Source organism: Streptomyces sp. NPDC006487 (genome assembly GCF_042870555.1).
In the GTDB taxonomy this organism is placed as follows: Bacteria; Actinomycetota; Actinomycetes; order Streptomycetales; family Streptomycetaceae; genus Streptomyces.
Window position 1 is genome coordinate 27,153 of record NZ_JBIAHN010000031.1, and the last position, 25,972, is coordinate 53,124.

15 protein-coding genes, 1 pseudogene and 1 riboswitch are annotated in these 25,972 nt (G+C 68.6%); of the genes and pseudogenes, 6 read left to right on the forward strand and 10 right to left on the reverse strand.

The window, feature by feature from the left end; genetic code table 11:
• Window positions 1-147: 147 nt before the first annotated feature.
• The 8 genes from ACFYM0_RS36540 to ACFYM0_RS36575 form a co-directional block, all read right to left on the reverse strand.
• Window positions 148-1,257 (reverse strand): ABC transporter ATP-binding protein, encoded by a 1,110-nt coding sequence (locus ACFYM0_RS36540; protein ID WP_388509632.1) that lies wholly within the window; start codon window positions 1,255-1,257, stop codon window positions 148-150.
• A gap of 5 nt (window positions 1,258-1,262) precedes the next feature.
• Window positions 1,263-2,384 carry an ABC transporter ATP-binding protein gene (locus ACFYM0_RS36545; RefSeq protein WP_327255060.1) on the reverse strand — a complete coding sequence of 374 codons (1,122 nt, stop codon included), beginning with the start codon at window positions 2,382-2,384 and terminating at the stop codon, window positions 1,263-1,265.
• Complete coding sequence (locus tag ACFYM0_RS36550) at window positions 2,381-3,379, reverse strand: ABC transporter permease (RefSeq protein WP_327255059.1); 999 nt, start codon at window positions 3,377-3,379, stop codon at window positions 2,381-2,383. The genes ACFYM0_RS36545 and ACFYM0_RS36550 overlap by 4 nt, the downstream gene beginning before the upstream one ends.
• A 126-nt stretch (window positions 3,380-3,505) precedes the next feature.
• On the reverse strand, window positions 3,506-5,287 hold the full coding sequence (locus ACFYM0_RS36555; protein WP_388509635.1) for an ABC transporter substrate-binding protein: 1,782 nt from the start codon (window positions 5,285-5,287) through the stop codon (window positions 3,506-3,508).
• Window positions 5,288-5,389: 102 nt separating this feature from the next.
• Entirely contained in the window at window positions 5,390-6,385 is a 996-nt protein-coding gene (locus tag ACFYM0_RS36560) for an ABC transporter permease (protein ID WP_388509638.1), read from the reverse strand.
• 453 nt (window positions 6,386-6,838) lie between these two features.
• Complete coding sequence (locus tag ACFYM0_RS36565) at window positions 6,839-7,579, reverse strand: enhanced serine sensitivity protein SseB C-terminal domain-containing protein (protein WP_388509641.1); 741 nt, start codon at window positions 7,577-7,579, stop codon at window positions 6,839-6,841.
• Between the two features lie 67 nt (window positions 7,580-7,646).
• Window positions 7,647-8,357, reverse strand: coding sequence for an enhanced serine sensitivity protein SseB (locus tag ACFYM0_RS36570; RefSeq protein WP_388509644.1), 711 nt, complete (start codon window positions 8,355-8,357; stop codon window positions 7,647-7,649).
• A gap of 128 nt (window positions 8,358-8,485) precedes the next feature.
• Window positions 8,486-9,172: an AAA family ATPase gene (locus tag ACFYM0_RS36575; RefSeq protein ID WP_388509647.1), complete on the reverse strand. Its 687-nt coding sequence runs from the start codon at window positions 9,170-9,172 to the stop codon at window positions 8,486-8,488.
• A gap of 202 nt (window positions 9,173-9,374) precedes the next feature.
• Window positions 9,375-9,478: riboswitch (glycine riboswitch) on the forward strand.
• A gap of 184 nt (window positions 9,479-9,662) precedes the next feature.
• On the opposite strand from ACFYM0_RS36575, the gene gcvT reads away from it, so the two are divergent.
• The 5 genes from gcvT (at window position 9,663) to ACFYM0_RS36600 (ending at window position 15,897) form a co-directional block, all read left to right on the forward strand.
• Window positions 9,663-10,778 (forward strand): glycine cleavage system aminomethyltransferase GcvT, encoded by a 1,116-nt coding sequence (gcvT, locus tag ACFYM0_RS36580; RefSeq protein WP_388509650.1) that lies wholly within the window; start codon window positions 9,663-9,665, stop codon window positions 10,776-10,778.
• 103 nt (window positions 10,779-10,881) lie between these two features.
• Window positions 10,882-11,262 (forward strand): glycine cleavage system protein GcvH, encoded by a 381-nt coding sequence (gene gcvH, locus ACFYM0_RS36585; protein WP_327255054.1) that lies wholly within the window; start codon window positions 10,882-10,884, stop codon window positions 11,260-11,262.
• Window positions 11,263-11,276: 14 nt separating this feature from the next.
• Window positions 11,277-12,533, forward strand: coding sequence for a serine hydroxymethyltransferase (glyA, locus tag ACFYM0_RS36590; RefSeq protein ID WP_266881241.1), 1,257 nt, complete (start codon window positions 11,277-11,279; stop codon window positions 12,531-12,533).
• A gap of 168 nt (window positions 12,534-12,701) precedes the next feature.
• Window positions 12,702-14,351 carry an APC family permease gene (locus ACFYM0_RS36595; protein WP_388509657.1) on the forward strand — a complete coding sequence of 550 codons (1,650 nt, stop codon included), beginning with the start codon at window positions 12,702-12,704 and terminating at the stop codon, window positions 14,349-14,351.
• 163 nt (window positions 14,352-14,514) lie between these two features.
• Window positions 14,515-15,897, forward strand: a complete 1,383-nt coding sequence (locus ACFYM0_RS36600; protein WP_388509660.1) for an L-serine ammonia-lyase — start codon at window positions 14,515-14,517, stop codon at window positions 15,895-15,897.
• A gap of 90 nt (window positions 15,898-15,987) precedes the next feature.
• Here the strand turns inward: ACFYM0_RS36600 and ACFYM0_RS36605 are convergent, their stop codons facing one another.
• A complete protein-coding gene (locus ACFYM0_RS36605) occupies window positions 15,988-16,266 on the reverse strand; it encodes a hypothetical protein (RefSeq protein ID WP_388509662.1) in 279 nt (92 codons plus the stop codon).
• Window positions 16,257-23,507 (reverse strand): polymorphic toxin-type HINT domain-containing protein, encoded by a 7,251-nt coding sequence (locus tag ACFYM0_RS36610; RefSeq protein WP_388509665.1) that lies wholly within the window; start codon window positions 23,505-23,507, stop codon window positions 16,257-16,259. The genes ACFYM0_RS36605 and ACFYM0_RS36610 overlap by 10 nt, the downstream gene beginning before the upstream one ends.
• Before the next feature lie 371 nt (window positions 23,508-23,878).
• On the opposite strand from ACFYM0_RS36610, the pseudogene ACFYM0_RS36615 reads away from it, so the two are divergent.
• Window positions 23,879-25,972, forward strand: a pseudogene (locus ACFYM0_RS36615) (hypothetical protein); the annotation flags it as partial.

The following is a 25,972-nucleotide window of genomic DNA, read 5'->3' on the forward strand; positions in this document are numbered from 1 at the left end:
AGATCGTGGATCACGGGAACATTCTGCCGGTCGCCCGGCGGCGCGCTCGGACGGGTGCGGCGCGGCCCCGGGGGCCGCGGGGCGGCGGGCCCGCACCTCGAACGCCGGCGGGGCCGATCCCGCCCCGCCGGCGCCGGGTCGCGTCCGTCAGACCGTCGGCCCGGTCACGGCGTCCGCCGCGCCCGGCAGGGCCGGGTCGCCCGGGGCCTGGTCGGGGGCGTTCTCCGGGTGGTGGCAGGCCACCTGGTGCCCGGTCTTCAGCGCGATGAGCGGGGGCTCCTGCGTGGTGCAGACCTGGGTCGCCTTCCAGCACCGGGTGTGGAAGCGGCAGCCGCTCGGCGGGGAGATCGGCGAGGGCACGTCCCCCTTGAGCAGGATGCGGCCGCTCTTGACTCCGCGCCGGCGCGGGTCCGGCACCGGGACGGCCGACATCAGGGCCGTCGTGTACGGATGCATGGGCGCCGTGTACAGGGACTTGTTGTCCGCGAGCTCGACGATCTTGCCGAGGTACATGACCGCGATGCGGTCCGAGACGTGCCGGATGACCGACAGATCGTGCGCGATGATCACGTACGTGAGGCCGAGCTCCTCCTGGAGGTCGTCCAGCAGGTTGACCACCTGGGCCTGGATGGAGACGTCCAGGGCCGAGACCGGCTCGTCCGCCACGACCAGCTTCGGCTTCAGGGCCAGTGCACGGGCGATGCCGATGCGCTGGCGCTGGCCGCCGGAGAACTCGTGCGGGTAGCGGTTGTAGTGCTCCGGGTTGAGGCCCACCAGGGAGAGGAGGCGCTGGACCTCCGCCTTGAGGCCGCCCTCGGGCTCGACGCCCTGGAGCTTGAACGGGGCGCTGACGATGGTGCCCACCGTGTGCCGCGGGTTCAGCGAGCCATAGGGGTCCTGGAAGATCATCTGCACGTCGCGGCGCATCGGGCGCATGCCGGACACGCTCAGGTGCGTGATGTCCTTGCCCTCGAACTCGACCTTGCCGCCGGTCGGTTCGAGCAGCCGGGTGATCAGCCGGCCCATGGTCGACTTGCCACAGCCGGACTCGCCGACGATGCCGAGGGTCTCACCGGGGTAGACCTCGAAGTCGATGCCGTCGACGGCCTTCACGGCCCCGACCTGGCGGCGCAGCAGCCCCTTGGAGATGGGGAAGTGCTTGACCAGTCCGGTCACCCTGAGCAGCGGCTCCGGGGAGTCCACCGCCTGGGCCGGAACGACGGCCGTCTCGCTCTTGCTGTTGTGGGGCGCAGTCATGTCGGTCACAGCTTCGGCGCAATCTCTTCGGTCCAGATCCGGTCCCGCTGCTCCGGGGAGAGGTGACAGGCGGCCCAGTGCCGGCCGGCGCCCTCCGCGGCGGTGTCGACCAGGGCCAGCTCGGGCCGTACGGTCCGCGTGACGTCGTCCTTGGGCAGGTCGGCGTACGGGCACCGGGGGTTGAAGGCGCAGCCGCTCGGGATGTTGATCAGGCTGGGCGGCGAGCCCTTGACCGGGATGAGGCGCTCGGTCTGCTCGCGGTCGATGCGCGGCATCGAGCCGAGGAGGCCCCAGGTGTACGGGTGCCGGGGTTCGTAGAACACCTTCTCCGCGCTGCCCCGCTCCACGCACCGGCCGCCGTACATCACGAGGAGGTCGTCGGCCATCTCGGCGACCACGCCGAGGTCGTGCGTGATCATGATGACCGCGGAACCGAACTCCTTCTGCAGGTCCCGGATCAGGTCGAGGATCTGCGCCTGGACGGTGACGTCCAGGGCCGTGGTGGGCTCGTCCGCGATGAGCAGTTCGGGGTTGTTGACCAGCGCCATCGCGATCATCGCGCGCTGGCGCATGCCGCCGGAGAACTCGTGCGGGTAGCTGTCCACCCGCTTGTGGGGCTCGGGGATGCCGACGCGGTCCAGGAGGTCGACGGCCCGCTTGCGGGCGGTCTTCTTGTCGACCTTGTTGTGGACCCGGTACGCCTCGGCGATCTGCTTGCCGACCGTGAAGTACGGGTGCATCGCCGACAGCGGGTCCTGGAAGATCATCGCGATCTCCCGGCCGCGCAGCTTGCGCACCTCTTCCTCGGGGCTGGAGAGCAGTTCCTTGCCGTCGAGCCAGATCTCACCGGAGATCCGGGCCCGCTGGCGGCCGTACTGGCCGACGCGGTGCAGGCCCATGATGCCCAGTGAGGTCACCGACTTGCCGGAGCCGGACTCGCCGACGATGCCGAGGGTCTTGCCCTTCTCCAGCGTGAAGGAGAGTCCGTCCACGGACTTGACCAGGCCGTCTTCCGTGGGGAAGTGCACCTTCAGGTCGCGTACGTCGAGGAACGCGGTGCCGGGTGCGCCGGGGGCGACGGGCTCGTTCAGTGCGCCCGTCACGGCGGGCGCCGTCGAATCGGTCATGACAGCCTCACTCGGGGGTCGATCACCGCGTACAAGAGGTCGACGACGAGGTTGGCCGCGACGACGAAGAAGGCGGAGATCAAGGTGATGCCGAGAATGACCGGCAGGTCGTGCTCGCTGATGGCGCGGACGGCGCTGTAGCCGAGGCCGTGCAGCGAGAAGGTGTACTCGGTGAGGACCGCGCCGCCCATCAGCGCGCCCAGGTCGAGACCCAGGACGGTCAGGATCGGCGTCATGGTCGAGCGCATCGCATGCTTGCCGATGACGACGGGTTCCGTCAGCCCCTTGGCGCGCGCGGTGCGGATGTAGTCCTCGTTGAGCACTTCGAGCATGGTCGCGCGGGTGAGCCGCGCGTACATCGCCGCGTAGAGGAAGGCGAGCGAGACCCACGGCAGGACCATGCCGTTGAACCAGGCTCCCGGATCCTCGGCGAAGGTCTTCTCCGGCCGCCCGAACCAGCCGAGCTGGTCGGAGAAGAGGGCGATGGCGAGCATGCCCGTGAAGTAGATCGGGAGGGAGACGCCGGCGAGGGCGAGGCCCATCGCCGAACGGTCCAGGACCGTACCGCGCTTGAGGGCGGAGATGACGCCTGCGGCGACACCGCCGATCACCCAGAGCACGACGGCACCGGCGGCGAGCGAGAGGGTGACGGGCAGCCAGTCGGTCAGCAGGGGCCACACCTCCTGCTCGCTCTTGAAGGAGTACCCGAAGCAGGGCGCGGCGCAGTGCGTGACGTCGTTGCCGTTGGCGTACGTACGACCCGCCACCAGCCCGACGACGAACTTGCCGAACTGGACGAGGATCGGGTCGGCGAGACCCATCTTCTGCCGGATGCCCTCGATGGCGGCGGGGTCGGACTGCTTCCCGACGAAGTACAGGGCCGGGTCCGTCCCGATCATCTTCGGGAAGAGGAAGAAGATTCCGAAGGTCACCAGCGAGATGACCAACAGCATGACGATGACGGCGAAGATCCGCCGGATGAGATATGCAAGCACTGCGCTCGGCCTGGCCGCGGCCCGGGGACGCCCTCTTCTGGAGAGCGCCCCCGAGCCGCCGCCGCGGCCATCACCTGCCCTTCGTGCCTAGCGGGTGTGGCACTGGAACTGAATCGGACGGTTTGTCTACTGGACGCCGAGCGAGGCGTAGTCGTACCGGCCGTTGTACGCGTCGGAGGTGTAGACGTTGGTCAGGCGGCTGCTGCGCCAGGAGATCGTCTTGTCGTAGACGAAGGGCAGGTAGACCGCGGCCTCGGAGACCTTCTGGTTCATCTGCTTGTAGATGTCGCCGGCCTTGACCGGGTCCGTCTCCGCGATGGCGTCGTCGAACAGCTTGTTGATCGCCGGGTCGTTGAGCTCGGAGAAGTTGTTGTTACCGCTCTGCAGGATGAAGCGGCCGTCGACCAGCGGCTGGGAGAAGCCCTGACCGGTCGGGAAGTCGGCGCCCCAGCCCATGATGATGATGCCGTAGCCCTTCTCCTTGACCACCTTCGGCGAACCGATGATGCCGGAGGTCTGGGCGCCGTCGAACTGGTCGACGTCGGCCTCGATGCCGACCTGCTTCAGGGCGTTCTGCAGGGAGACGGCCGTGGCGACCTCGACCGGCTTGTTGTTGCGGACCGCGATCGTGGTCTTGAAGCCGGTCTCCTTGCCACAGGCCTTCAGAGCGGCCTTGGCCTTGGTGACGTCCGGCTTGCCGTCGTTCGTCAGGACACCGTACGGGTCGTACTTGCCATCGGCGCCCTTGATGCCCAGCGGCAGCATGTTGGGGGCGATGTCACCACCGGCCTGCGGGCCGCCGCGGGCGGTCTGCAGGGACTTGTGGTCGGCCGCGTAGATGACGGCCTTGCGGCACTCGATGTTGTCGAACGGCGCGACGGTCTGCGGCATGACGGCGTACCGGATGAAGCCGGTCTGGCCGTTGTCCAGGTTGTCCTTGTGGTCCTTCAGCGCGGTGGCGCGGGCCGCCTGGCCGATGCCGGTCGCGTTGATGTCCAGGTCGAACTCGCCGTTCATCAGGCGCTTGTCCATGTCGTCCGCGTTCGCCATGAACGTGACGGAGATGGAGTCCGGGAGCGCCTTGCGGATGGTGTCCGACTCGGCCTTCCAGTTCGTGTTGCGCGAGAGCTTCATGCTCTTGTTGGGCTCGTACGAGTCGATCTTGTACGGGCCGTTGGAGAAGGGCTTGAGGCCGTACTTGGCCGCGGTGTCCTTGTCCTGCTTGACCGGGCTGGCGGCCGGCATGGCCAGCATCTGCTCGAAGTCGCCGTTGGGCGCGGGGAGCTTGAAGATGATGGTCTTCGCGTCCGGGGTCTCGATCGCCTTGAGGCCGAGCTTGTCCGGGCTGGTGTCCTTGTACGGACCCTTGTACTCGGTCTTCGGGTCGAGGACCTGCATCAGGTAGACCGGGCCGCCGGAGATGACGTCCTGGGCCCAGGTGCGCTCGATGCCGTACTTGACGTCCTGGGCGGTGACGGGGGTGCCGTCCTCCCAGGTCACGTTGTCCTTGAGGGTGTACTTGTAGGTCTTGCCGCCGTCGCTGATCTCCGCGTTCGCGGTGGCCAGGTCGGGGACGAGCTCGGTGCTCTTGGTGCCCGGCTCCGCCTTGAAGCTGACGAGCTGGCGGGCGTAGTAGCGGGAGAAGTCCCACATGAAGCCGTAGTAACCGCGCTGCGGGTCCCACGAGTCCGCTTCCTGGGTACCGACGAACTTCAGCTCGCCGCCCTTCTTGGTGGAAGCGTTGGCGACCTTGCCGATGGCGGCGTTGAAGCCGCCCGCGGCGGCCGGCTTCCCCTCGTCCTTCGTCTTGCCGTCGTCGCCGCCACAGGCGGTCGCGGCCAGCATCGTCGCGAGCACGACGGCCGTGCCGGCGACGAGCCTGCGCTTGGACATGCGATGGGTAGTCACGATGCTCGCAACCCTCCGTTGTGATTCCGGTACGAAGCCGGGTTCCGGTGTGCCCTGCGGTTCTGACCTACGGGTGCCCTGCGGGATGACCTGCGGGGACGGCTAACGGGAGCCCTTCGGGTCGAGGGCGTCGCGGACGCCGTCGCCGAAGAGGTTGAAGGCCAGCACGGTGATGAAGATCGCCACGCCGGGGAAGATCATGAAGAGCGGATCGTCCTCATAGGTCCGCACGGCCGTCGAGAGGGTCTCGCCCCAGGACGGCGTGGGCGGCTTGACGCCGACGCCCAGGAAGCTGAGCGCGGCCTCGGTCAGCACGTTGGTGGGGATCATCAGCGTCGCGTAGACGGTGATCGGGGCCACCAGGTTCGGGAGCAGCTCGCGGAAGAGGATGTACATCCGGCCCGCGCCCAGGCTCCGCGCCGCTTCGACGTACTCCCGTTCGCGCAGCGACAGGGTCTGTCCGCGGACGATGCGGCCGATGTAGGGCCAGCCGAAGAACCCGATCACCAGGACCAGGACGGCGATCCGCAGGCCCGATCCCTCGAAGCCCCAGAGCTTGCCGGGGACGACCGAGATCAGCGCGATGATGAAGAGCAGCTGCGGGAAGGCGAGCAGCAGGTCCATGACCCGGCTGATGGCCGCGTCGACCCAGCCGCCGAAGTAGCCGGCGACGATGCCGAAGAAGGTGCCCATCGAGACCGCCACGAAGGCGGACAGGAAGGCGACCAGCAGCGAGATGCGGGCGCCGTAGACGATCCGGCTGAACACGTCGCGGCCGTTGACCGGCTCGATGCCGAGCAGGAAGTCGCCGCTCATGCCGCCGTAGTCGCCGGCCGGCAGGCCCAGCAGCGGGTCCAGCAGGTCTTCGTGCAGCTCCTCGGGAGGGTGGCCGAACGCGCTGACGATCAGCGGCGCGAAGAGTGCGACGAGGATCAGCAGGAGCACGACGAAACCGCCGGCCAGCGCGACCTTGTCGCGCTTGAGCCGCATCCAGGCGATGCGGCCGGGCGAACGGCCTTCGATGGCCTTGGCGGGGACGTCGGCTACGGACACGGGTGCGGGTGTCTCCGCGCTCATGTCGTGCAGTGGTGCCGTCATCGTGGTGGGGACCCCTCTCGGCCGACGGGTGGGCCGGCCCATGCCCGCCGCTGTGGCGGCGTTGGTGCGGAGTGGCGCTCGGAGTGCGAGGTACGGGTGCGCGGATTTCCTGCGGCGGAACAGCCCTTGGAGGACTGACCCGCTCTTGGGTGGGGAGTCTTCATCGGGCGCTCGATCAGCCGCCAGACCCGCAGGTGAATGGATGCGCAACCGTGATCTGAGGGTCGAGTTCCCGTTATCCGGACTTCACTGTCATCTCAGCGGACCAAGACATCCCGTTCGGTACGGAATCGGACATGGCGCCCAACTCGGCCTACGAGCATGCCTATTGGGCGTACATCAACGTCGAAATCAGGACAACGCAAAGGCCGCACGGAACGACTGTTCCGTGCGGCCTGGTGTGGCTTGGTCCCCATGTCTCAACGAGCGGGACGACTCGGCGAGCGGGACCTGTCAGTAGGCGGGCGCCTGTCCCTCGCGGTCGTAGAAGGGGCGGGTCTGCGCCCGCAGCCACATCGCCACGGGGTCGTGTTCGTCCGCCAGCGCGACCGTGCAGACGGGTACTCCCTCGGGGACCGCGCCGACCGACTGGCGCATCATTTCCCGTACGGATTCCAGCGCGTGCGCGGAGGCGTCGTACAGGTCGAGCCCGACGGCGAGGTACGGGGACCCCAGCGCGGGCTGCACCCAGGCGCGGCGCAGCGAGCGGACGGCGGGCGTGCGGTGCGCGTGCCGCGTGAGCAGCCCGTAGAACTGCGGCAGCTCGATGGCGGGCTCGGACAGCCGCAGCGGACCGGCCGGCATCCGGTCCAGCCCGGTGGCGATCCGCCGCAGGTCGGCCCAGGGAATGCCGACGCCGCCGCCCTGGGCGTGCGGATTGAGCCACAGCCCCCAGCGGTCGGGGTAGAGGGCGCGGGCGATGTCCCGGCCGGTGACCACCTCGTACCCGCGGTTCCAGCCGCTGGCGGCCAGCTCCTGCGGCGAGGTCACGCAGGGCGCGTACCCGAGGCCCTCGACCTCCATGCCGCCGTACTGGGCCTCCGGGGAGCCGGGCTGCCCCTGCCAGAGGAGCATCCACAGCCGTCCCTCGGCCAGGGCGTGCAGGAGGGACTCGTAGCTCTCGTAGCGCCCGGGAGTCACCTGGCGCAGCATGTGCTCGACCTGCCCGACCGCGGCCGTGCCTGACGCACTCACCCGGTACCCCTCTTCGTCTGTTCGTCCGCCCGTCGTCCACGCGTGTCGGCCACCAGCTTAAGCGTCACTACGGCAGGTAGAAGGGGCGTACGCGCGTGGTGATGAAGTCGACCACCGGGTCTTCCGCGGCATCGAGCAGGATCAACTGCACAGGCCAGGGCGGCGGTACGCGGGTCAGGGCGCGGCCCAGCGCGTCCATCGGGGCGTTTCGCATGTCGGGCTCCCATCCCACCAGGTGGACTCCGATGTAGAGCTCCGGCGAGCCGCCCTCGACGCTGGCGAGGCAGCGGTGCGCGGAGGCGACGACTCCGGTGGCCCGGAACTCCTCCGCGGCGGCGGCCAGGAACTCCACCGGGTCCTCCTGCCAGTCGGGCTCGAAGAGCCGGACCCGGCCGCCGGTGGCGGGGCCGTCGAGCGGGCCTCGGCCGGTGCGGCAGAGCTCCGCGACGGCCGGCGGGGGCAGGGGCACGCCGACGGAGCCCTCGGGGTTGACCGCGAGGCCGAGCTGCGGGGGCAGGCCCCGGGCGAAGTCCACGGCGGGGGCGACGGCGAAGTCCATGGCGGGTCCGGCGCAGGCGCGGAACTGCTCCTCGGAGCTGTAGACGGGCACGTACGCGGCGCCGTCGATGTCCATGGTGGGCAGGCTGAGGCTGTTCACCCCGCCGGGCAGCGGGATCCACAGGTGGCTCCGTCCGAGGACCTCGAGGATCCGCCCTCCGGCGTCCGCCTGTCCGAGCGCCGCCCCGAGCACCTGCTCCAGCTCGTTACCCGGCCACATGTACGTCTCCGCTCGCTTGCCCTGGATATCGACCCGAGATTAACGGGCGCCCGCGACACACCGACCGGGGGCCGCCCGCGCCCGGGGCCACCCGCGTCGGGGGCCACCCGCGTCGGGGGCCGGCGCCGCTAGTGGAAGCCGATCGACGTCAGCCGGGACGCCGCCGGGCGGTCCAGCAGGGTCACCGACGCGCAGCCGGCGGGCGGGCGGCCCGCCTCGGCCTCGCGCAGCAGCCGGGCCACCGCGCCCCGGTGCCGGGCGAAGGCGTACGCCGACACGCCCCGGCCCCGCGCCGCCTGCCCGGCCCTGGCCTCCTCCGGGGTGGTGTCCAGCAGCACCAGGTGCAGCGCGCGGCCGCGCCGGCGGGCCGCCGAGGCCAGCAGCGCCCGTACCCAGCTCTGCGTACCGCAGTCGTGGACGACGGCCGGGGCCCCGGAGCGGAGCACCCGCCACAGGCCCCAGTAGTGCGCGATCCGGACCGCGGGCCGGTACACCGCGTAGGGCAGGGCGGCCGGCATCCGGCGCTCCCAGCGCTCGCGGGCGTCCTGGGAGTCGATGCCGCCGCCCTCGGCGGCCCGCTTGATCAGGGTGCTCTTGCCGCCGCCGGGGAGGCCGGATACCACCACGACGTCCCCCTCGGCGAAGCGCAGCCGCCGCGGGCCCTCGGCTCCGCGCAGGTCCCGTACCGCTGCGGGCTCCCCCGCCGCTCCGGCCGCCGCGGGGTCCCGCACGGCGCCGCGCTGCGACGGCACTCCTGCCACCGCGCTCTCGACGGTGCCGGTGTTCGTCGCCGCCAGTACTCCGAATCTCCGCACAGTGCTCGCCTCCCCCGCGACGGGTCGCCTGGACCCGGTCCCCCTGAGTGTAAAGAGACGGTAATCCGGTGCCACCGGTTCCGCTCCGGGTCCGCTCCGGTTTCCGCTCGGAGTCCGCTCCGCTTGCGACCCCCTCCCCCATTCGGCCGCACGCCGTGCAATGATGTGCGCCATCTGGACACCTAACTGCATACCGGCCGCTTGAATCCGCGCGGGAGAGTCCCGGCACGCCGCAAGGCGGTGCCCGGGCGCCGAAGGAGCAAGTACCTCCCTTGAATCTCTCAGGCCCCGTACCGCGTGGATGAGGCAGATCTGAAAAGCGAGCCGCGCCACCGCCCGTAAGGGCCACGGCGACGGTTCCACCCAAGGTGCAAGTCGATGGCCTTCCCCTGGAAGCGGGGAACTCTCGGCGAACCTCTCAGGTTCCGATGACAGATGGGGAGGAACTCCTCCTCGTCATGTCATGCCCTGGGACCCGGGAGCCACACCCATGAGCACTGCCCCCCGCCTGACCGCCCTCGATGCGCTGCACCGTTCTCTCGGTGCGACCATGACCGATTTCGCGGGCTGGGACATGCCCCTGCGGTACGCCAGCGAGCGCGACGAGCACAACGCCGTCCGCACCAAGGCCGGTCTCTTCGACCTCTCCCACATGGGCGAGATCACCCTGACCGGCCCGGAGGCCGTCAAGGTCCTGGACTACGCCCTGGTCGGCAACATCTCCACCGTCGGCGTCGGCCGCGCCCGCTACACGCACATCTGCCAGGAGGACGGCGGGATCCTCGACGACCTGATCGTCTACCGCCTGGGCGAGACCGAGTACATGGTCGTCGCGAACGCCTCCAACGCCCAGGTCGTCCTGGACGCGATCACCGAGCGCGCCGCCGGCTTCGACGCCGAGGTCCGCGACGACCGCGACGCGTACGCGCTGCTCGCGGTGCAGGGTCCGGAGTCCCCCGGCATCCTCGCCTCGCTCACCGACGCCGACCTGGACGGGCTGAAGTACTACGCCGGCCTGCCCGGCACGGTCGCCGGGGTGCCCGCGCTGATCGCGCGCACCGGCTACACCGGCGAGGACGGCTTCGAGCTGTTCGTCGCCCCCGAGCACGCCGTGGAGCTGTGGCAGGCGCTGACCAAGGCGGGCGAGGGCGTCGGCCTGGTCCCGGCCGGTCTGTCCTGCCGCGACACCCTGCGCCTGGAAGCGGGCATGCCGCTGTACGGGCACGAGCTGACCACCTCCCTCACCCCGTTCGACGCGGGGCTGGGCCGGGTCGTGAAGTTCGAGAAGGAGGGCGACTTCGTCGGCCGCGCCGCCCTGGAGGCCGCCGCCGAGCGCGCCGCCTCCAACCCGCCGCGCAAGCTGGTCGGCCTGATCGCCGAGGGCCGCCGCGTTCCGCGCGCCGGCTTCTCCGTGACCTTCGACGGCCAGGTCGTCGGCGAGGTCACCTCGGGCGCCCCGTCCCCGACGCTGGGCAAGCCGATCGCGATGGCCTATGTCGACGCGGCGCACGCCGCGCCCGGCACCTCCGGTGTCGGCGTGGACATTCGCGGTACGCATGAGGCGTACGAGGTCGTGGCCCTGCCGTTCTACAAGCGGCAGAAGTAGCCCCGTACCGCACCACGCCGCGTCGCACCGCTGGACGGCGCTTCGCGCCGGTCCGCACGACCACCGTTCGTATCCACTCCCCCGCATCCAGGAGAATCAGGTCATGAGCAACCCCCAGCAGCTGCGTTTCAGCAAGGAGCACGAGTGGCTGTCGGACGCCGTCGACGGCGTCTCGACGGTCGGCATCACGGAGTTCGCGGCCAACGCGCTCGGTGACGTCGTCTACGCCCAGCTTCCCGAGGTGGGCGACACGGTGACCGCGGGCGAGACCTGCGGCGAGCTGGAGTCGACCAAGTCGGTCAGCGACCTGTACTCCCCCGTCACCGGCGAGATCGTCGAGTCCAACCAGGACGTCATCGACGACCCGGCCCTGGTGAACTCGGCCCCGTTCGAGGGCGGCTGGCTCTTCAAGGTGCGCGTCACGGAGGAGCCGGCCGACCTGCTCTCCGTCGACGAGTACGCCAAGCTCACCTCCGGCAACTGACCCAGGGAACCCTGATGTCTGTACTGAACACTCCCCTCCACGAGCTCGACCCGGACGTCGCCGCCGCCGTCGACGCCGAACTCGTGCGCCAGCAGTCCACCCTGGAAATGATCGCGTCGGAGAACTTCGCTCCGGTCGCCGTCATGGAGGCCCAGGGCTCGGTCCTGACCAACAAGTACGCCGAGGGCTACCCCGGCCGCCGCTACTACGGCGGCTGTGAGCACGTCGACGTGGTCGAGCAGATCGCGATCGACCGCATCAAGGCGCTCTTCGGCGCCGAGGCCGCGAACGTGCAGCCCCACTCGGGTGCGCAGGCCAACGCGGCCGCGATGTTCGCGCTGATCAAGCCGGGCGACACGATCATGGGCCTGAACCTGGCCCACGGCGGGCACCTGACCCACGGCATGAAGATCAACTTCTCCGGCAAGCTCTACAACGTGGTCCCGTACCACGTCGACGAGACCGGCGAGGTCGACATGGCCGAGGTCGAGCGCCTCGCCAAGGAGTCCAAGCCGCAGCTGATCGTCGCGGGCTGGTCCGCCTACCCGCGCCAGCTCGACTTCGCCGCCTTCCGCCGCATCGCGGACGAGGTCGGCGCGTACCTGATGGTCGACATGGCGCACTTCGCCGGCCTGGTCGCCGCGGGTCTGCACCCGAACCCGGTGCCGCACGCCCACGTCGTGACCACCACCACGCACAAGACCCTCGGCGGTCCGCGCGGCGGTGTCATCCTGTCGACGCAGGAGCTGGCCAAGAAGATCAACTCCGCGGTCTTCCCGGGTCAGCAGGGCGGCCCGCTGGAGCACGTGATCGCGGCCAAGGCGGTCTCCTTCCTCGTGGCGGCCTCGCCCGAGTTCAAGGAGCGCCAGGAGCGCACCCTCGAGGGTGCGAAGATCCTCGCCGCCCGTCTGGTCCAGGACGACGTCAAGGCCGTGGGCGTGGACGTCCTCACCGGCGGCACCGACGTGCACCTGGTCCTGGTCGACCTGCGCAACTCCGAGCTGGACGGCCAGCAGGCCGAGGACCGCCTCCACGAGGTCGGCATCACGGTCAACCGCAACGCCATCCCGAACGACCCGCGGCCGCCGATGGTCACCTCGGGTCTGCGGATCGGTACGCCGGCGCTGGCCACCCGCGGTTTCGACGCCGAGGCCTTCACCGAGGTCGCCGAGATCATCGCGCAGGCGCTGAAGCCCGCCTACGACGCGGACGACCTCAAGGCGCGCGTCTCTGCGCTCGCCGCGAAGTTCCCGCTGTACCCGACGCTCTAGGCGCCGGCCTGAGAGGGCCCGGTCTTGTTGTGCACAGGGCCGGGCCCCTTTCATGACCAAAGCCCCAGGCGGATGCGGCCCATTGCCACTGAATCATCCAAAAAATGGCAAATAGGCTCCGGATAAAGGAACGACCGCACCCCCCTGGCAGGACGGACAGCACACCCCATGGACATGAGCGCAGCGAACAAGAAGGGACTCAGTCTCTTCGCCCTGATCATGATCGGCCTCGGCTCGATCTTCGGATCGGGGTGGCTCTTCGGGGCCGGCCAGGCCGCCGCGGTCGCGGGGCCCGCGGCGATCATCGCCTGGGTCATCGGCGCCGTCTTCATCGGCATGATCGCCATGTCCTACGCGGAGGTGGGCGCCGCCTACCCGCTGCCCGGCTCGATGGCCCGCTTCGGCACCATCTCGCACGGGCCGGTGCTGGGCTTCATCACCGGCTGGGCGGTCTGGATCGCCATCGCCGCACTGATCCCGATCGAGTCCATCGCCGGTACGCAGTACATGTCCTCCTGGAACTTCGGCTGGGCCAAGGGCCTCGTCGAGAACGGCGGCCTGACCACCTCCGGCATGGCGATGGCGCTGTTCCTGACGGTCGCGCTGTGGCTGGCCTGCTACTGGTCGGTCGCGCTGCTCGCCAAGGCGAACAACCTCCTCACCCTGGTCAAGTTCGCCATCCCGGTACTCGCCGTGATCGCCCTGATCGCCTCCGGCTTCCACGCCGGCAACTTCACCGACCACGGCGGCTTCGCGCCCAACGGCTGGTCCGCGGTCATGACCGCCGTCACCACCTCCGGCGTGGTCTTCGCCTTCAACGGCTTCCAGGCCGTCGTCAACCTCGGCGGCGCCGCCAAGAACCCCGGCCGCGCCATTCCGCTGGCGCTGGTCGGCGCGCTCTCCCTCGGCCTGGTCATCTACCTGGCCCTGCAGATCGCCTTCATCGGCGGTGTCCCGCCGGAGAAACTGGCCGAGGCCGGCGGCTGGAGCGGCATCAACTTCTCCTCGCCGTTCGCCGACCTGGCCAAGATGCTGATGCTGCACTGGGTCGTCACGATGCTCCAGTTCGGTGCCTTCATCTCCCCGTCCGGCGCCAACATCGGCAACGTCGCATCGGCCTCCTACATGGCGCAGAACCTCGCGGACACCGGCTTCTTCCCGAAGAAGATCCGCGAGGTCCACCCGAAGTACGGCACCGCGCGCCCCGCGATGTGGCTGAACCTCGGCTTCTCGATCCTGCTGCTGGTCACCGTCGGCCACAGCTGGGAGGCCCTGGCCAGCGTGGTCTCCGCCGCGATGGTGGTCTCGTACCTGATCGGCCCGATCGCGGTCGGCGTCTTCCGCAAGACGAAGCCCGAGCTGCCGCGCCCCTTCCGCCTGCCCGCGGCCAAGATCCTTTGCCCGGTCACCTTCGCCTTCGCCGCCTGCGCCCTGTACTGGTCCAAGTGGCCGGACACCGGCAAGGTGGTGCTCCTCACCCTGGTCGCCGCCCCGATCGCGGCCGTGGTGCTCAAGCGCAAGGGCGAGAAGAACCTGGCCAAGCAGTTCGCCCCGGCCTGGTGGATGATCGCCTTCCTGCTGTGGCTGGGCACGCTGTCGGCACTCGGCAGCAGCGAGTTCGGCGGCAGCGGGCTCATCCCCGGCGGCGTGGACATCGCCCTCGTGGCCGTCTCCGCCCTGGGCTTCTACTTCTGGGCCGTACGGTCCGGGGTCAAGGCCCACTACGCGGGCCTGCCGGGCCCGGACCCGGTCCTGAACGCCCCCACCGGGGAGGCCGACGCGGCCGCCGCACCGGAGCGCGAACTGAGCCACGCCTGAGCACCCCCTCCCCGACCCGTCCGGCGGCCGAGCTGTTCACCTCACCGCGTTAAGCTCGGCTGCCGGACAAAATCCGCAGATCGCCCCCGATCAACCCGATCTTCCCGATCCGCCTCTCCTGCCCACGCTTCCCACCCACGAGCAGACATAGGAGTCCGCAACCGTGGCCATCTCCGTCTTCGATCTCTTCTCGATCGGCATCGGTCCCTCTTCCTCCCACACCGTCGGACCGATGCGCGCCGCGCGCATGTTCGTGACCCGGCTCAAGAAGGACGGCGTCCTCGCCCAGACCGCCTCGGTCCGCGCCGAGCTCTTCGGCTCGCTCGGCGCCACCGGGCACGGCCACGGCACCCCCAAGGCGGTCCTGCTGGGTCTGGAGGGCCACTCCCCCCGCACCGTGAACGTGGAGACCGCCGACGCCGAAGTCGAGCGCATCCGCCGGACGGGCCGCCTGCGCCTGCTCGGCACCGAAATAGGTGACGGCCACGAGATCGCCTTCGACGAGCCGAACCAGCTGATCCTGCACCGCCGGCGCTCGCTCCCGTACCACGCGAACGGCATGACGCTCTTCGCGTACGACGAGGCGGGCACCCCGCTGCTGGAGAAGACCTACTACTCGGTCGGCGGCGGGTTCGTCGTGGACGAGGACGCGGTCGGCGAGGACCGGATCAAGCTCGACGACACCCCGCTGAAGTACCCCTTCCGCAGTGGTGACGAGATGCTCCGCCTCGCGAACGAGACCGGCCTGTCGATCTCCTCGATGATGCTGGAGAACGAGAAGGCCTGGCGCACCGAGGACGAGATCCGCGAGGGCCTCCTGGAGATCTGGCGCGTCATGCAGGCCTGCGTCTCGCGCGGCATGTCCCGCGAGGGCATCCTCCCCGGCGGCCTGCGGGTCAAGCGCCGGGCCGCCTCCACGGCGCGCCAGCTGCGCACCGAGGGCGACCCGATGATGCACCGCAGCGAGTGGGCCACCATCTACGCGATGGCGGTCAACGAGGAGAACGCGGCCGGCGGCCGGGTCGTCACCGCTCCGACGAACGGCGCAGCGGGGGTCCTGCCCGCCGTCCTGCACTACTACATGAACTTCGTGCCGGGCGCGGACGAGGACGGCGTGGTCCGCTTCCTCCTGGCCGCGGGCGCGATCGGCATGCTCTTCAAGGAGAACGCCTCGATCTCCGGCGCCGAGGTCGGCTGCCAGGGCGAGGTCGGCTCGGCCTGCTCGATGGCGGCCGGCGCGCTGGCCGAGGTCCTGGGCGGCACCCCGGAGCAGGTCGAGAACGCGGCCGAGATCGGCATGGAGCACAACCTCGGCCTGACCTGCGACCCGGTCGGCGGCCTCGTCCAGATCCCCTGCATCGAGCGCAACGGCATGGCGGCGGTCAAGGCCGTCACCGCGGCCAAGATGGCGATGCGCGGCGACGGCACCCACAAGGTCTCCCTCGACAAGGTCATCAAGACCATGAAGGAGACGGGCGCCGACATGAAGGTCAAGTACAAGGAAACCGCCCGCGGCGGCCTGGCGGTCAACGTCATCGAATGCTGATCCGGCATTCCGGGTAACCCTGCTCAACGCCGATGGGGCGTGACTCTTCGAGTCACGCCCCATCGGGTTTCTACGGACGAGCGTCAGCCACTACCACTGCGGGCAGGGAAGACCTGCGGCCTCTCTCGGAGCGAGGAACTCTTGCCGAAAGATCTCAAGAGAAGCCCTGAGCAGAGGGATCTCGACCTCCGGACCGATGGTGCTCAGGCGAGCCGAATTGGAATCCAGCCTGAACTCCAGTAGGAGCTCACCTCGCAAACCGCCGTCGAAAATCTCGGCAACTTCCATTGCGTCGAATTCGTTGTGGTCACTCAGGACGATCAGAGCGACGAATTTTCGATCTTGAACGGAGAAGAATCTCATATCCATCCTTCGAATTGGACTATGCCACCGCGAAGGCTCCAGCGGGCGCCCCGTTTCGTTACGCTATCCGTGATCTCGTAGTGCAATCCACCGTAATGGGCCGCTGCGGGCAGAAGCTGTCTGACGGCGTTCGGGCTGTTCACGATTTCGCCCACGAGTTCCTCTCCCCCTCTATTCAGAGCGGCATAAGCATTTTGCCGGTTGGCGCCATGCAGGAAGGGTGCATACTTCTTGATGTGGTCGGGCGTCCGACTAATCGGGTCGGTGTGCTTCTGCAGAGACCTTCCGGCCTCGGTCATGTGGAATTCGTTCTGCCACGGCTTCCCCTTCTTCGGCGGAATCTGCTTGAGCGCCGCCGCTATGAGATCGGCGTCCGTCGCATCGTAAAGCGGGCAGTTGTGGACGAGGGCCGGGGTGGCGCCTGCGAGCACATAGTAGGTGTGGAAGTCGCTGACGGTGAGGTTGTGGGTGGTGACGGCGTGGGGGTAGTTACGCGTCGCCGTGACGGTGAGGGTGGTGCCGCCCGGCTGACGGAGCCGTTCACCGGTGGTGAGTTCGCCGGCGTCGACCCACTGGTTGCGGGTTTCGCTCCAGTAGGGGTGGTGGTAGGTGGAGGTGATCTTCGCGGGCGGGCCGCGGGGGCTTGCCTCGTCGGTGAGGGTGAGGTCGGTGAATTCCTTGTCGTCGGGGGTGGTGATGGTGGTGGTGACGGTCTTGGGAAGGGTTTCGCCGGTCTGCGGGTCGGTGGCCATGACCACGTCGCCGTCCTTGACGTCCTCGATGGACTTGGCCGTACCGTCGGCCATCAGGACCTGCACACCGGTGGGGAAACTGTTGCACTTGCCCGAAGCCGTCGGGGCGTCGCCTCCGCCGGTGTTCTTCGCGGCGTCGGCTTCGTCGGCCACTGATTTCGCCTGGGTTCCCGCGCTGTCACTCGCGGATTCCTTGGCGGCCTTCTCCGATGCGGCTTGGGCTGCCTTGGCCTCGGCGTCGCGTGCTTCCTTGAATGCCTTCTTCGCGGTGCTGTAGGCCTCGGCTGCCTTTGAGGCTCCGCGTTCGGCCTCGTGGATGGCGTCGTAGGCCTTGTTCATCTCCTTGTAGATCTTGAAGGCCTTGATGCCGACCTTGACGGCCTTGACGAGCTTGCCCCAGGGGACGAAGTTCAGGGCCGTGTTGATGCAGGCCATCACGTCGCCCTTGGTGAAGCAGTCCCGGGCGTCGTTGTATCCGATCAGGTCACCGACCACGTCGATGACTTCGTCGATCAGCTTGTCGCGCTTCTTCTTGGCCTCGTTGACCTTCTTCGTGGCCGTCTTGAGCTCTGTGTCGGAGGGTCCTTCTTCATCCTGTCCAGGGTGCTTTTCGTACCAGTCCGGGTCGTATGTGGAGCCGAGGTCAGATCCGTTGCTGCCCGAGCAGTAGCCGGCTCCGAAACAGCTCTCCAGGCCCGTCGGGTCGGACTTGTTGACAGGATCGTTCTCGGAGTACGCGTACGCGTTCCACTGCTGGGGATTACCCGCGTTGATGATCGGGTCGGGACTGATGAAGCGGCCGGTGGTGGGGTCGTATTCGCGGGCGCCGAGGAGGGTGAATCCGGTGGACTTCTCCTTGGTGCCGCCGACGAATCCCTTGTCTCCGGCCCAGGCGCCGGGTGCGGGCTGGGTGCCGCGTTCGTTGCCGAACGGGTCGGAGGCGCGGCGGACGTGGGTGAGGTCGGAGGCCTTGAGCTGGACTCCGCCGGTGCCGTGGTGGTCCGAGCTCTGGTAGGTGAGTGCGGAGCCGCTGGTGGTGCTGGTGGTGCGGGTGACCGTCAGGCCGCCGGGCGTGCCGTAAGAGCGGACGTTGGATACCTTGCCGCTGGCCGTGTCCAAGGTGATCTGGTCGGAGCCGAGGTTCAGCGTGGTGCTGGTGGGATCGCGGCGGATGAGCTGATTGCCCGCGGTGTCGTAGAGGTACCTGGTGCCGGCGCTCTCACCGGTACCGACGATCCTGTCGAGCTTGCCCTGGCCGTTCCAGGTCAGGGTCTTGGTGCCGGCGGTGTTGGTGATGCCGGCGGTGTTGCCGGACTGGTCGTAGGTGTAGGAGGTGACCTTGGTTCCGGACGGGCCGGTCTCGGTCGAGGACATCAGCGCGTGCGGGCCGCCCGTGCCTCCGCCCGTCTTCGGGTCGGAGGACGGAGTGTTGGGCCCGGTGCCGAACGTCTGGGTAGTGGTGACGTCCTTGGCCGCGTTGCCGGTGACGTCCTTCTTCACCAGCTTCTTGCGGTTGCCCATCGCGTCGTACTCGTACTGCTGCCAGTACGGAGCAGGACCGCCGACACTGGGCTTGCCCGTGCCGTCGACCGCCGGGCCGGAGCTGTTGGTGCAGCCGCCGATACCGCGGACGCTGGGTGCGGGGGCCGTGGTCTGGGTGCCGGTGTCGGTCCAGGCCTGGGTCAGCCGTCCCAGGTAGTCGTGGCTGAAGCACTGGAGGTCGCGGCCGGTGCCGTCCTGGGTGTCACCGATCGAGGTCAGCTGGCCGACCTTGTTGTAGGTGTAGTCCAGGACGTCCACGCTCGCGGTCGCGGCCGTCTGCTTGTCCAGGGTCGAGCGGACCGGACGGGCACTGCCCGCGTCGTAGTCCATCGTGGAAACGACCTGCATGCCGGTGTCACCGACCGTGGAACGGATGGCCCGCCCGTAGGGGTCGTAGCGCACGTCCACGAGGTACGGGGTCCTGGTGAGCCCGATCTTGCCGCCGAGCGAGGTCAGGTTGCCCGCGACATCGGTACCGTACGTCAGCGTCTCGACGCCGAGGCCGGCCTTGGAGATACCCGGCAGGGCGGTGGTCTTCAGCTGCCCGTAGGCGTCGTAGGTGTTGGTCGTTTCGTAGGTGCCGGCGAGTTCCTTCTCCGCCACGGGGATGGTGACCTTGGTGCCGAGGGTGCGGTAGCCGCCGTCGTAGCCGGTGACCTCGGTGACGTAGGCGCTGCCCGTCTTGCCGCCCACGTAGCGGGTGGTGGTGTGGGGCTTGCCGAGCTTCTTGGCGTCGTAGGTGAATTCGCCGACCTGCTTGGCCGGGTCGACGGCCGTGCCCTCGTACGTCGCCACCGGGCGACCGAGGAGGTCGCTGACCGTGGTGGCGCTCTTGAGTCGGGCGTCGGTCGTGGTGACGAGGCTCTTGCTGTCGTCGTAGACGGTGGTGCTGGTGCCCGAGTCGGGGTCGGTGGTCTTCACCACGCGGCCCAGGAGGTCGTAGGCGAAGGTCCACTCGTTGCCGGCGGAGTCCTTCCGCGACAGCTCCTTGCCCTGGCTGTTGGACACGTACGTCGTGTCGTCGTACGCACCACTCGGAGTGCTGGCCTTGTACTGGCGCAGGATCGAGGTGGTGCCGTTGGTGATCGTCGCCGTGGCGAAACCGCCGGCCGGCGGGATCTGACGGGTCTCGTCCGCGCCCGGGTACTCGGTCTTGGTGCGGGACTGCTCCACGCCGAACGACTGGGAGATGGATGCGGTGACCCGGCCGAGGCCGTCGAAGACCTGGACACTCTGGAACGGGATCTTGCTGTCGGGCTGGACCCCGCCGTTGGGCAGGAACACGGCTGCGGACGGCGCGCCCTGGTCGGTGTAGTAGGCCGAGCTGGTCTTGGTCTGCCAGCCGTGGGAGTCGAACAGCGCGTCCGTGATCATCCGGCCGGCGACACCGGAAGGTGCGGTGGCCTGGGTCTGGCGGACCCGGCCGAGGCCGTCGTAGATCGAGTATGTGGAGGTGTAGCTGTTGTCGTTCATGAGCGCCTGGCTCAGAACGGCCGACGGCGCGTTGGTGCCGTTCATCGTGTACGAGTACTTGCGCACCGGGAGTGCGTTGTTGGCGCGTTCCTGGCCCGGCTGCCAGATCGAGACGACCCGCCCGAGCGCGTCATATGCGCGTTCTGCGACGTGGTTGTTCTCGTCGGTGCTCTTCAGCGGCTGCGAGCGGCCGATGTCGAGGGTGGTGGTGGACTTCCAGCCCAGCGGGTTGGTGTGCGTGACGCTGTTGGGAAGCACCCCGGTGGCCGGGGAGTACTCGGTCGTGGTGACCGCGCCGCCGGGGTGGGTGGCGTCGGTGCGGACCTTGTTGGTGTTGCTGGTGACGCGGCCGTAGGCGTCGTAGGTGGAGGTGGAGTTGCGACGGTAGACCGGCTTGCCGGCCGTGTCGTACTTCTCCAGGACCTCCGTGCCCGTGCCGTCCGCGGTCGCGCCGACCTGGCCGTAGGGCAGCCCGTCGAAGTACGAGCGGGTGTCACCGACCGTGTTGGCCGCGGTCGGCGTCTGACCACAGACGCCCGAGACGACCAGGGTGCGGGAAGCCACCTCGGTGACCGCACCGCCCGGGCCGGTCGGGTACTCGAAGGTGGTGCACAGACGCTGATCGGTGCGCGATGTGTCGCTGTTGTCGTCGATTTCGGTCGGGCGCGTCACCGACGTCCCGTCGTACTTCGACGTCCGCTCGCTGGTGCGCCAGTTACCACCGGCGAGCTTTGCACGCGAGGTGACCTTGGCGGTGTTCACTGCCTGAGCGGTGATCGGCGGCATGCCGGCGGACTGGTTGCGGGTCGCGGTGACCGGGCCGATCCACGGAGTGGTGACCTCGTCGGAGACTACGACGCCGCCGTCGCGGTCGTAGGTCTGGGTCTGGCGGACGAAGCCGGACAGGACTTCTTCGTCCTTGATCGTCCCGCCCTGCGCGTCAGGGATGCTGATGCTGCGCTTGGTGCCGTTGGCGAGGACGTCGCCGTCCATGCCGCGCAGATACGTCGCCACGCTCTTGGTGCGCGGGGCTTCGCTCGCGTTGCCGTTACCGGTGCGGGTGGTGACGGTGGCGTAGCCGCGGAACTGGTCCCAGGTGCGGGTCTTGGGGTCGGTGAACTCGGAGTCGTTGCGGTGCCAGGCGATGCCGCCGCCGTACTCGTAGTCGGTGACGGTGGAGACCTGGCCGCCGACCTTGTCCTGCTGGGTCACGGACTGGACGATGACCTTGTTGAACCAGTCGTTGACCGGGTCCGCGAAGGACTGGCCGGGCAGGTACCACTTGACCGGCATGCAGGCCATCGTGTTGCCGTCCTCGGAGGACGGCATCGTGCCGTTGAGGCGCGAGCACTCCGGGGCCTTGTACGCGACGTTGATCTGGCCACCGGTCTCGGTGGTGATCGTCTGGATCCGCGGGCGACGGTAGCTCGGAGCCGAGGCGTCCGTACCGTCCGGGCGGCGGACCACACCGTCGACACGGTTGGGGAACTGCGTCGCCTGGAACGACACCGCGGGAAGCTTGATCGCGGTCTTGCCGTTCGAACCGGTCCGCTCGATCTTGTCGATCCACAGCGTCGGCGACGTGCCGTCACCCGGGTCCTGGAAGGACTGCGTCAGGTCGTAGGTGTCGACCGTGCGCCACGCCGTGCCCGTCCACACCTCGGTGTAGATCTGCGGGTGCTTCTTCGTCGTGAAGTACGTCGGGGACAGGTTCAGGCACTGACCGGTGGCCGCGCACTCCTGGTCGATCGGAGTGTCCGGCCACGACTTCGCGTTCGCCTTGACGCGCTGGGCGGTGTCCGTGCAGGTGACGGCCCCGATCACGACGCAGCGTTCAGCGTTCTTGATGGTGATCTGGGCAGCCGGCTTCGCGGCGCCCTTCGCCGCGATCTGCTCGGGCAGGCGCTGGCCGTAGCCGATCCAGGTCGGGTAGCTACCGCGCTGGTACTTCGTGTTGGTGCCGGTGCCGCCGTTCTGGCCACCGCCACGCCCGTAGTAGTTGTCCTCCTGCTCGTAGCGGTAGGAGACCAGGTTCTGGTGCGGGTCCACGACGTAGTCGAGGTTCCACTGCCAGCCCAGCTGCTGCCACGTACCGTTCGCGGGAGTCGTCGCGCCCAGGCACTTGTCCTGACCACTGTTGAAGTAGACGGGGACCGTGGAGACGGATTTGGCCTCGGGGTCGGTGCCGTCCCCGCCCGGGAGGCGGTTGGAGCCGAAGTAGTACTGGGTTCCGTCGGTCGTGGTGACCTTGAAGCCCTCACCCTTCCAGGCGGCGTTGCGCTGCCCGGTCAGACGCTCGATCTTCGTGCCGTCCTCACCCTGGAGGTGATACTCACACGACGTGTCGTCGCGGACGATCTGGCCCGAGTGGCCGGACAGGTTCAGGGACAGGATGTCTCCAGCCCAGCACTCGTCACCCGACTCGGCTATCCCCGCGTCCTTGCAGCCCTTGTAAGAACGCGAGATCGAGCCCGGACTCCAGTCCCAGCCCTCACCGAAACCCGACGTCTGCGCGTTCGTCGACGCCGTACGGCCGTCGATCGAAGACGAGTCGTATGCCAGACCCATGTCCGGTCCCGGGCCCGCGATGGATGAGGGGACCTCGACGGTGTAGCCGTAGGTGAAGTTCGCGGCATTCGATCCGGCCTGCCACGACATCGACGGCGCGATCGGGGTCGCGGTGAAGTCACCGCTCGCACCCGACGGACCCGCCTCCACCGCAAGCGCGACCGCCTGCGTCGACAGCATCTGCGGGGCATCCGCCGACGCCGACTTGAACGTACCGGTCTTCGTCTTGGGTGCGTCGATCTCCGCGACCAGACGGCCCGAGGCGTCCTTGCGGGAAGCGACCGGGGTCCGGGCCGTGCAGCCCTTCGCGCCCGGAGTCGTCAGCGCGCAGTCGGGAAGACGCACCACACGCGCACGGTCCGCCCAGTTCGCGCCAGTCGTCTTCGCCAACGCCGCGACGTCGAAACCGACCTGGACCTTGCCCGAAGCAGCGCTGCCCGCCGCATCGGTCAGAGCGACGAGGACACCCCCGACACCCGCCGCACGCGTCTTCGCCTCGTCCTTCACCTCCACCCGAAGCGAACCCTCACCAGAACCGGAACCGGAGGTGGCGAGTTCCGACAGTTTCGCGGAACGGTTCGGACCCTTGGCAGGAGCAACCCACACGGGCAAAGAGCCGGCCTGGACCGACTTGCCGCCGCCCGCGGTCGCCGACGTCCCCGCCGCATTGAGCGGAACGGTCGCGGAACCGGACGGGGCCTTCGCCTTCGCATCCGGCTTCCACGCCTTGCCGGCCGGCGCCTTGGCGTTGACGGGCTTGGCATTCGAGCCCTTGACGGGCTTGGTCTGCGGGAGCGCCGTATTCGGCGGCACCCACACCTTCGGCGGCTTCGCCACCGCTTCGACCGCGGGCAAGCCCAGGCCGGAGATGAACACCGCAAGCACGGCGACCATCGCAACACGTGGTCGCATCGCGCGCACGCGCGAATGCAAACCACCCTGACGAGACAACAAAATCCCCCCATGAAAAAGGAATGACAAGGTCCGCTTCAGGCACAGTTCGGACAGCGGCACCCTAAGGAGAGGGGCATTCCTTCGTACAGATTTTCTTTAGCATTCCCTTACATGATCAATGTCACTTGCCAGCCAACGCGATCCTTATTCCCGCGAACCCGACATATTGGCTGGCGCATTTTTTGACAGACTTTCGGCCATCGAGGAACGTGCGCGTGACCTTCGTTCACCGACGCGCATAGCGAGGACCTCTGCCCGTGAGGCCATCTTCTTCATCCCAGGACCCCAGGCCCGGGGCCCTCCGACGTCGGCCGGCATCCACAGCCGCGATGCTTCCCCTCGCCGGCGCCGTTGTGCTGTCCCTCGGGGCCGGACTGATCACCGCTCCGAGTGCCTTCGCGGCCGGCTCACCGAGCCCCGCGCCGAAGCCCGCCCCCAAGGCTGCTCCGACCGCCCAGCAGAAGGCCGTGGAAGCCGCGTTGGCCCAAGCCAAGCGCACCGGAAAGGCGGTGGCGATCGAGGTTCTGACCACTGCCGACTCCCAGACGTTCGCCAACCCCGGCGGCACGCTCACCACGGATGCCACGGCCACTCCGGAGCGGGTGAAGCAGGCGAACGGGTCGTGGAAGGCGATCGACACCACGCTCCGGGTGAACGCCGACGGGACCATATCCCCGGCGGTCGTTCCCTCTCCGCTCCGCATCTCCGGTGGCGGTAGCGGCCCGATGGCGACGATGGGCACGGCCGACGGCAAGAAGCTGGCCTTCAAGACGCCCTTCAAGCTGCCCAAGCCCACCCTCGAGGGCAATGACGCGCTCTACGAGAACGTCCTGCCCGACGTCGACCTGCGTCTGACCGCCACCCGGCTCGGTGGCTGGAGCCAGGTCCTGATCGTCCACACCGCGCAGGCCGCAGCGAACCCGGCGCTGAAGAAGATCCGCCTCGGCGTCGACGCCCCCGGGCTGAAGACCACCGCCGACGCAGCCGGCAACATCAGCTTCAACGACGCCCAGGGCAAGGCCCGCTTCACCAGCCCCACCTCCTTCATGTGGGACTCCACGAAGAAGGCCACCCCCGAGGCGGCCGCCCCCCAGGGCGGTAGCAAGAGCGGCAAGTCCGCCGCCGCGAGCGGCTCGAGCGGATCGGACGCCCCGTCGTCGGCGCCGGCCTCCGCCGACCGGGTCATCGCCTCCAGCGCGGACGCCCCCGGCGACACCGCCAACGTCAAGCCCATCGGCGTCAAGGCCGATGCCACCGGCATCGACCTGATCCCCGACACCTCGCTCCTCGGCCAGGGCACCGGCCCCTGGTACATCGACCCGGGCGTCAACCCCTCCGCGAACAACACCACGCGTGCCTGGTCGCAGGTCCAGGAGGCGTACCCGGACACCAACGAGTTCAACGGCACCTCCGACGGTCAGAACACCCCCGCCGCCGGCTACTGCGGATACTCGACCTGCACCCGCAAGGGCCGCGAGCGCGCCTACTTCCAGGTCGGAATCAATTCGACGATCTACGACACCGAGGTCATCGACGCCCGGCTCCACGCCACCGTCGTCTCCTCCTCCAGCCCCAGCACGGCCACGCCGATGGGCCTGTACCAGACCGGTCCCATCAACAACCCGACCACGTGGAACAACCAGCCCTGCGACAAGAACTCGCGCATGGGCGGCAACTGCGTCAAGATCGGCGGCATCAACATCTCGGGAACGGGTGACGTCCAGTACGACGTCACCACCCAGATGCGCAACGCCGCCCGCGACAAGTGGCCCCACTTCACGTTCGGCTTCGCGCCGGACGACGAAGGCAACATGTACTACCGGCAGCGGTTCAGCAACAGCCCGCACGTCACGGTCACGTACGACATCCGTCCGACCATCAGCAACCCGCGCACCGAACCCACCCCCGGTTTCGCCGCCACCGGCACCTACGCCGCCTGCCGCACCGCCGGCGCCGTGAACGCCTGGGACAACCCTGGGTGGGTCGGCCTCAACTCCGACACCTCGGTGAAGGTCTTCACCCAGTCGCCCACCGGGCGCCTGCTGCAGACGAACTTCGCGCTCGTCGACGAGGACGACAACGGCAGCGCCCAGTACGTCAACACCGGCTGGAACAGCTCTTCCGGCGATGTCACCGCCCACTTCGGGGCCCTGAAGGACGGGCACAAGTACTACTGGTTCTCGAACACGCAGGACGACACCCTGTGGAGCGCCGACAGTGAGCGGTGCTACTTCTTCGTCGACCGGAGTGCCCCCTCCGCATCGGTGACCTCGACCGACTTCCCGGCCTCCGGTACCACCGGTGGTCACCCCAAGCGTGTCGACGAGCCGGGCACCTTCACCCTCGCCGGTGCGGACAACGCCCCGACCACCGGTACCAACCGCAGCTCGGGCCTGGCCTGCGCCCGCTGGACCACCGACCCG

What these genes read in the sequence shown, in the direction of transcription:
- ACFYM0_RS36540 (WP_388509632.1), bottom strand. Translation starts at nt 1,257, where the DNA reads ATGACTGCGCCCCACAACAGCAAGAGCGAGACGGCCGTCGTTCCGGCC.
- ACFYM0_RS36545 (WP_327255060.1), bottom strand. Translation starts at nt 2,384, where the DNA reads ATGACCGATTCGACGGCGCCCGCCGTGACGGGCGCACTGAACGAGCCC.
- ACFYM0_RS36560 (WP_388509638.1), bottom strand. Translation starts at nt 6,385, where the DNA reads ATGACGGCACCACTGCACGACATGAGCGCGGAGACACCCGCACCCGTG.
- ACFYM0_RS36570 (WP_388509644.1), bottom strand. Translation starts at nt 8,357, where the DNA reads ATGTGGCCGGGTAACGAGCTGGAGCAGGTGCTCGGGGCGGCGCTCGGA.
- gcvT (WP_388509650.1), top strand. Translation starts at nt 9,663, where the DNA reads ATGAGCACTGCCCCCCGCCTGACCGCCCTCGATGCGCTGCACCGTTCT.
- gcvH (WP_327255054.1), top strand. Translation starts at nt 10,882, where the DNA reads ATGAGCAACCCCCAGCAGCTGCGTTTCAGCAAGGAGCACGAGTGGCTG.
- glyA (WP_266881241.1), top strand. Translation starts at nt 11,277, where the DNA reads ATGTCTGTACTGAACACTCCCCTCCACGAGCTCGACCCGGACGTCGCC.
- ACFYM0_RS36595 (WP_388509657.1), top strand. Translation starts at nt 12,702, where the DNA reads ATGGACATGAGCGCAGCGAACAAGAAGGGACTCAGTCTCTTCGCCCTG.
- ACFYM0_RS36605 (WP_388509662.1), bottom strand. Translation starts at nt 16,266, where the DNA reads ATGGATATGAGATTCTTCTCCGTTCAAGATCGAAAATTCGTCGCTCTG.
- ACFYM0_RS36610 (WP_388509665.1), bottom strand. Translation starts at nt 23,507, where the DNA reads ATGCGACCACGTGTTGCGATGGTCGCCGTGCTTGCGGTGTTCATCTCC.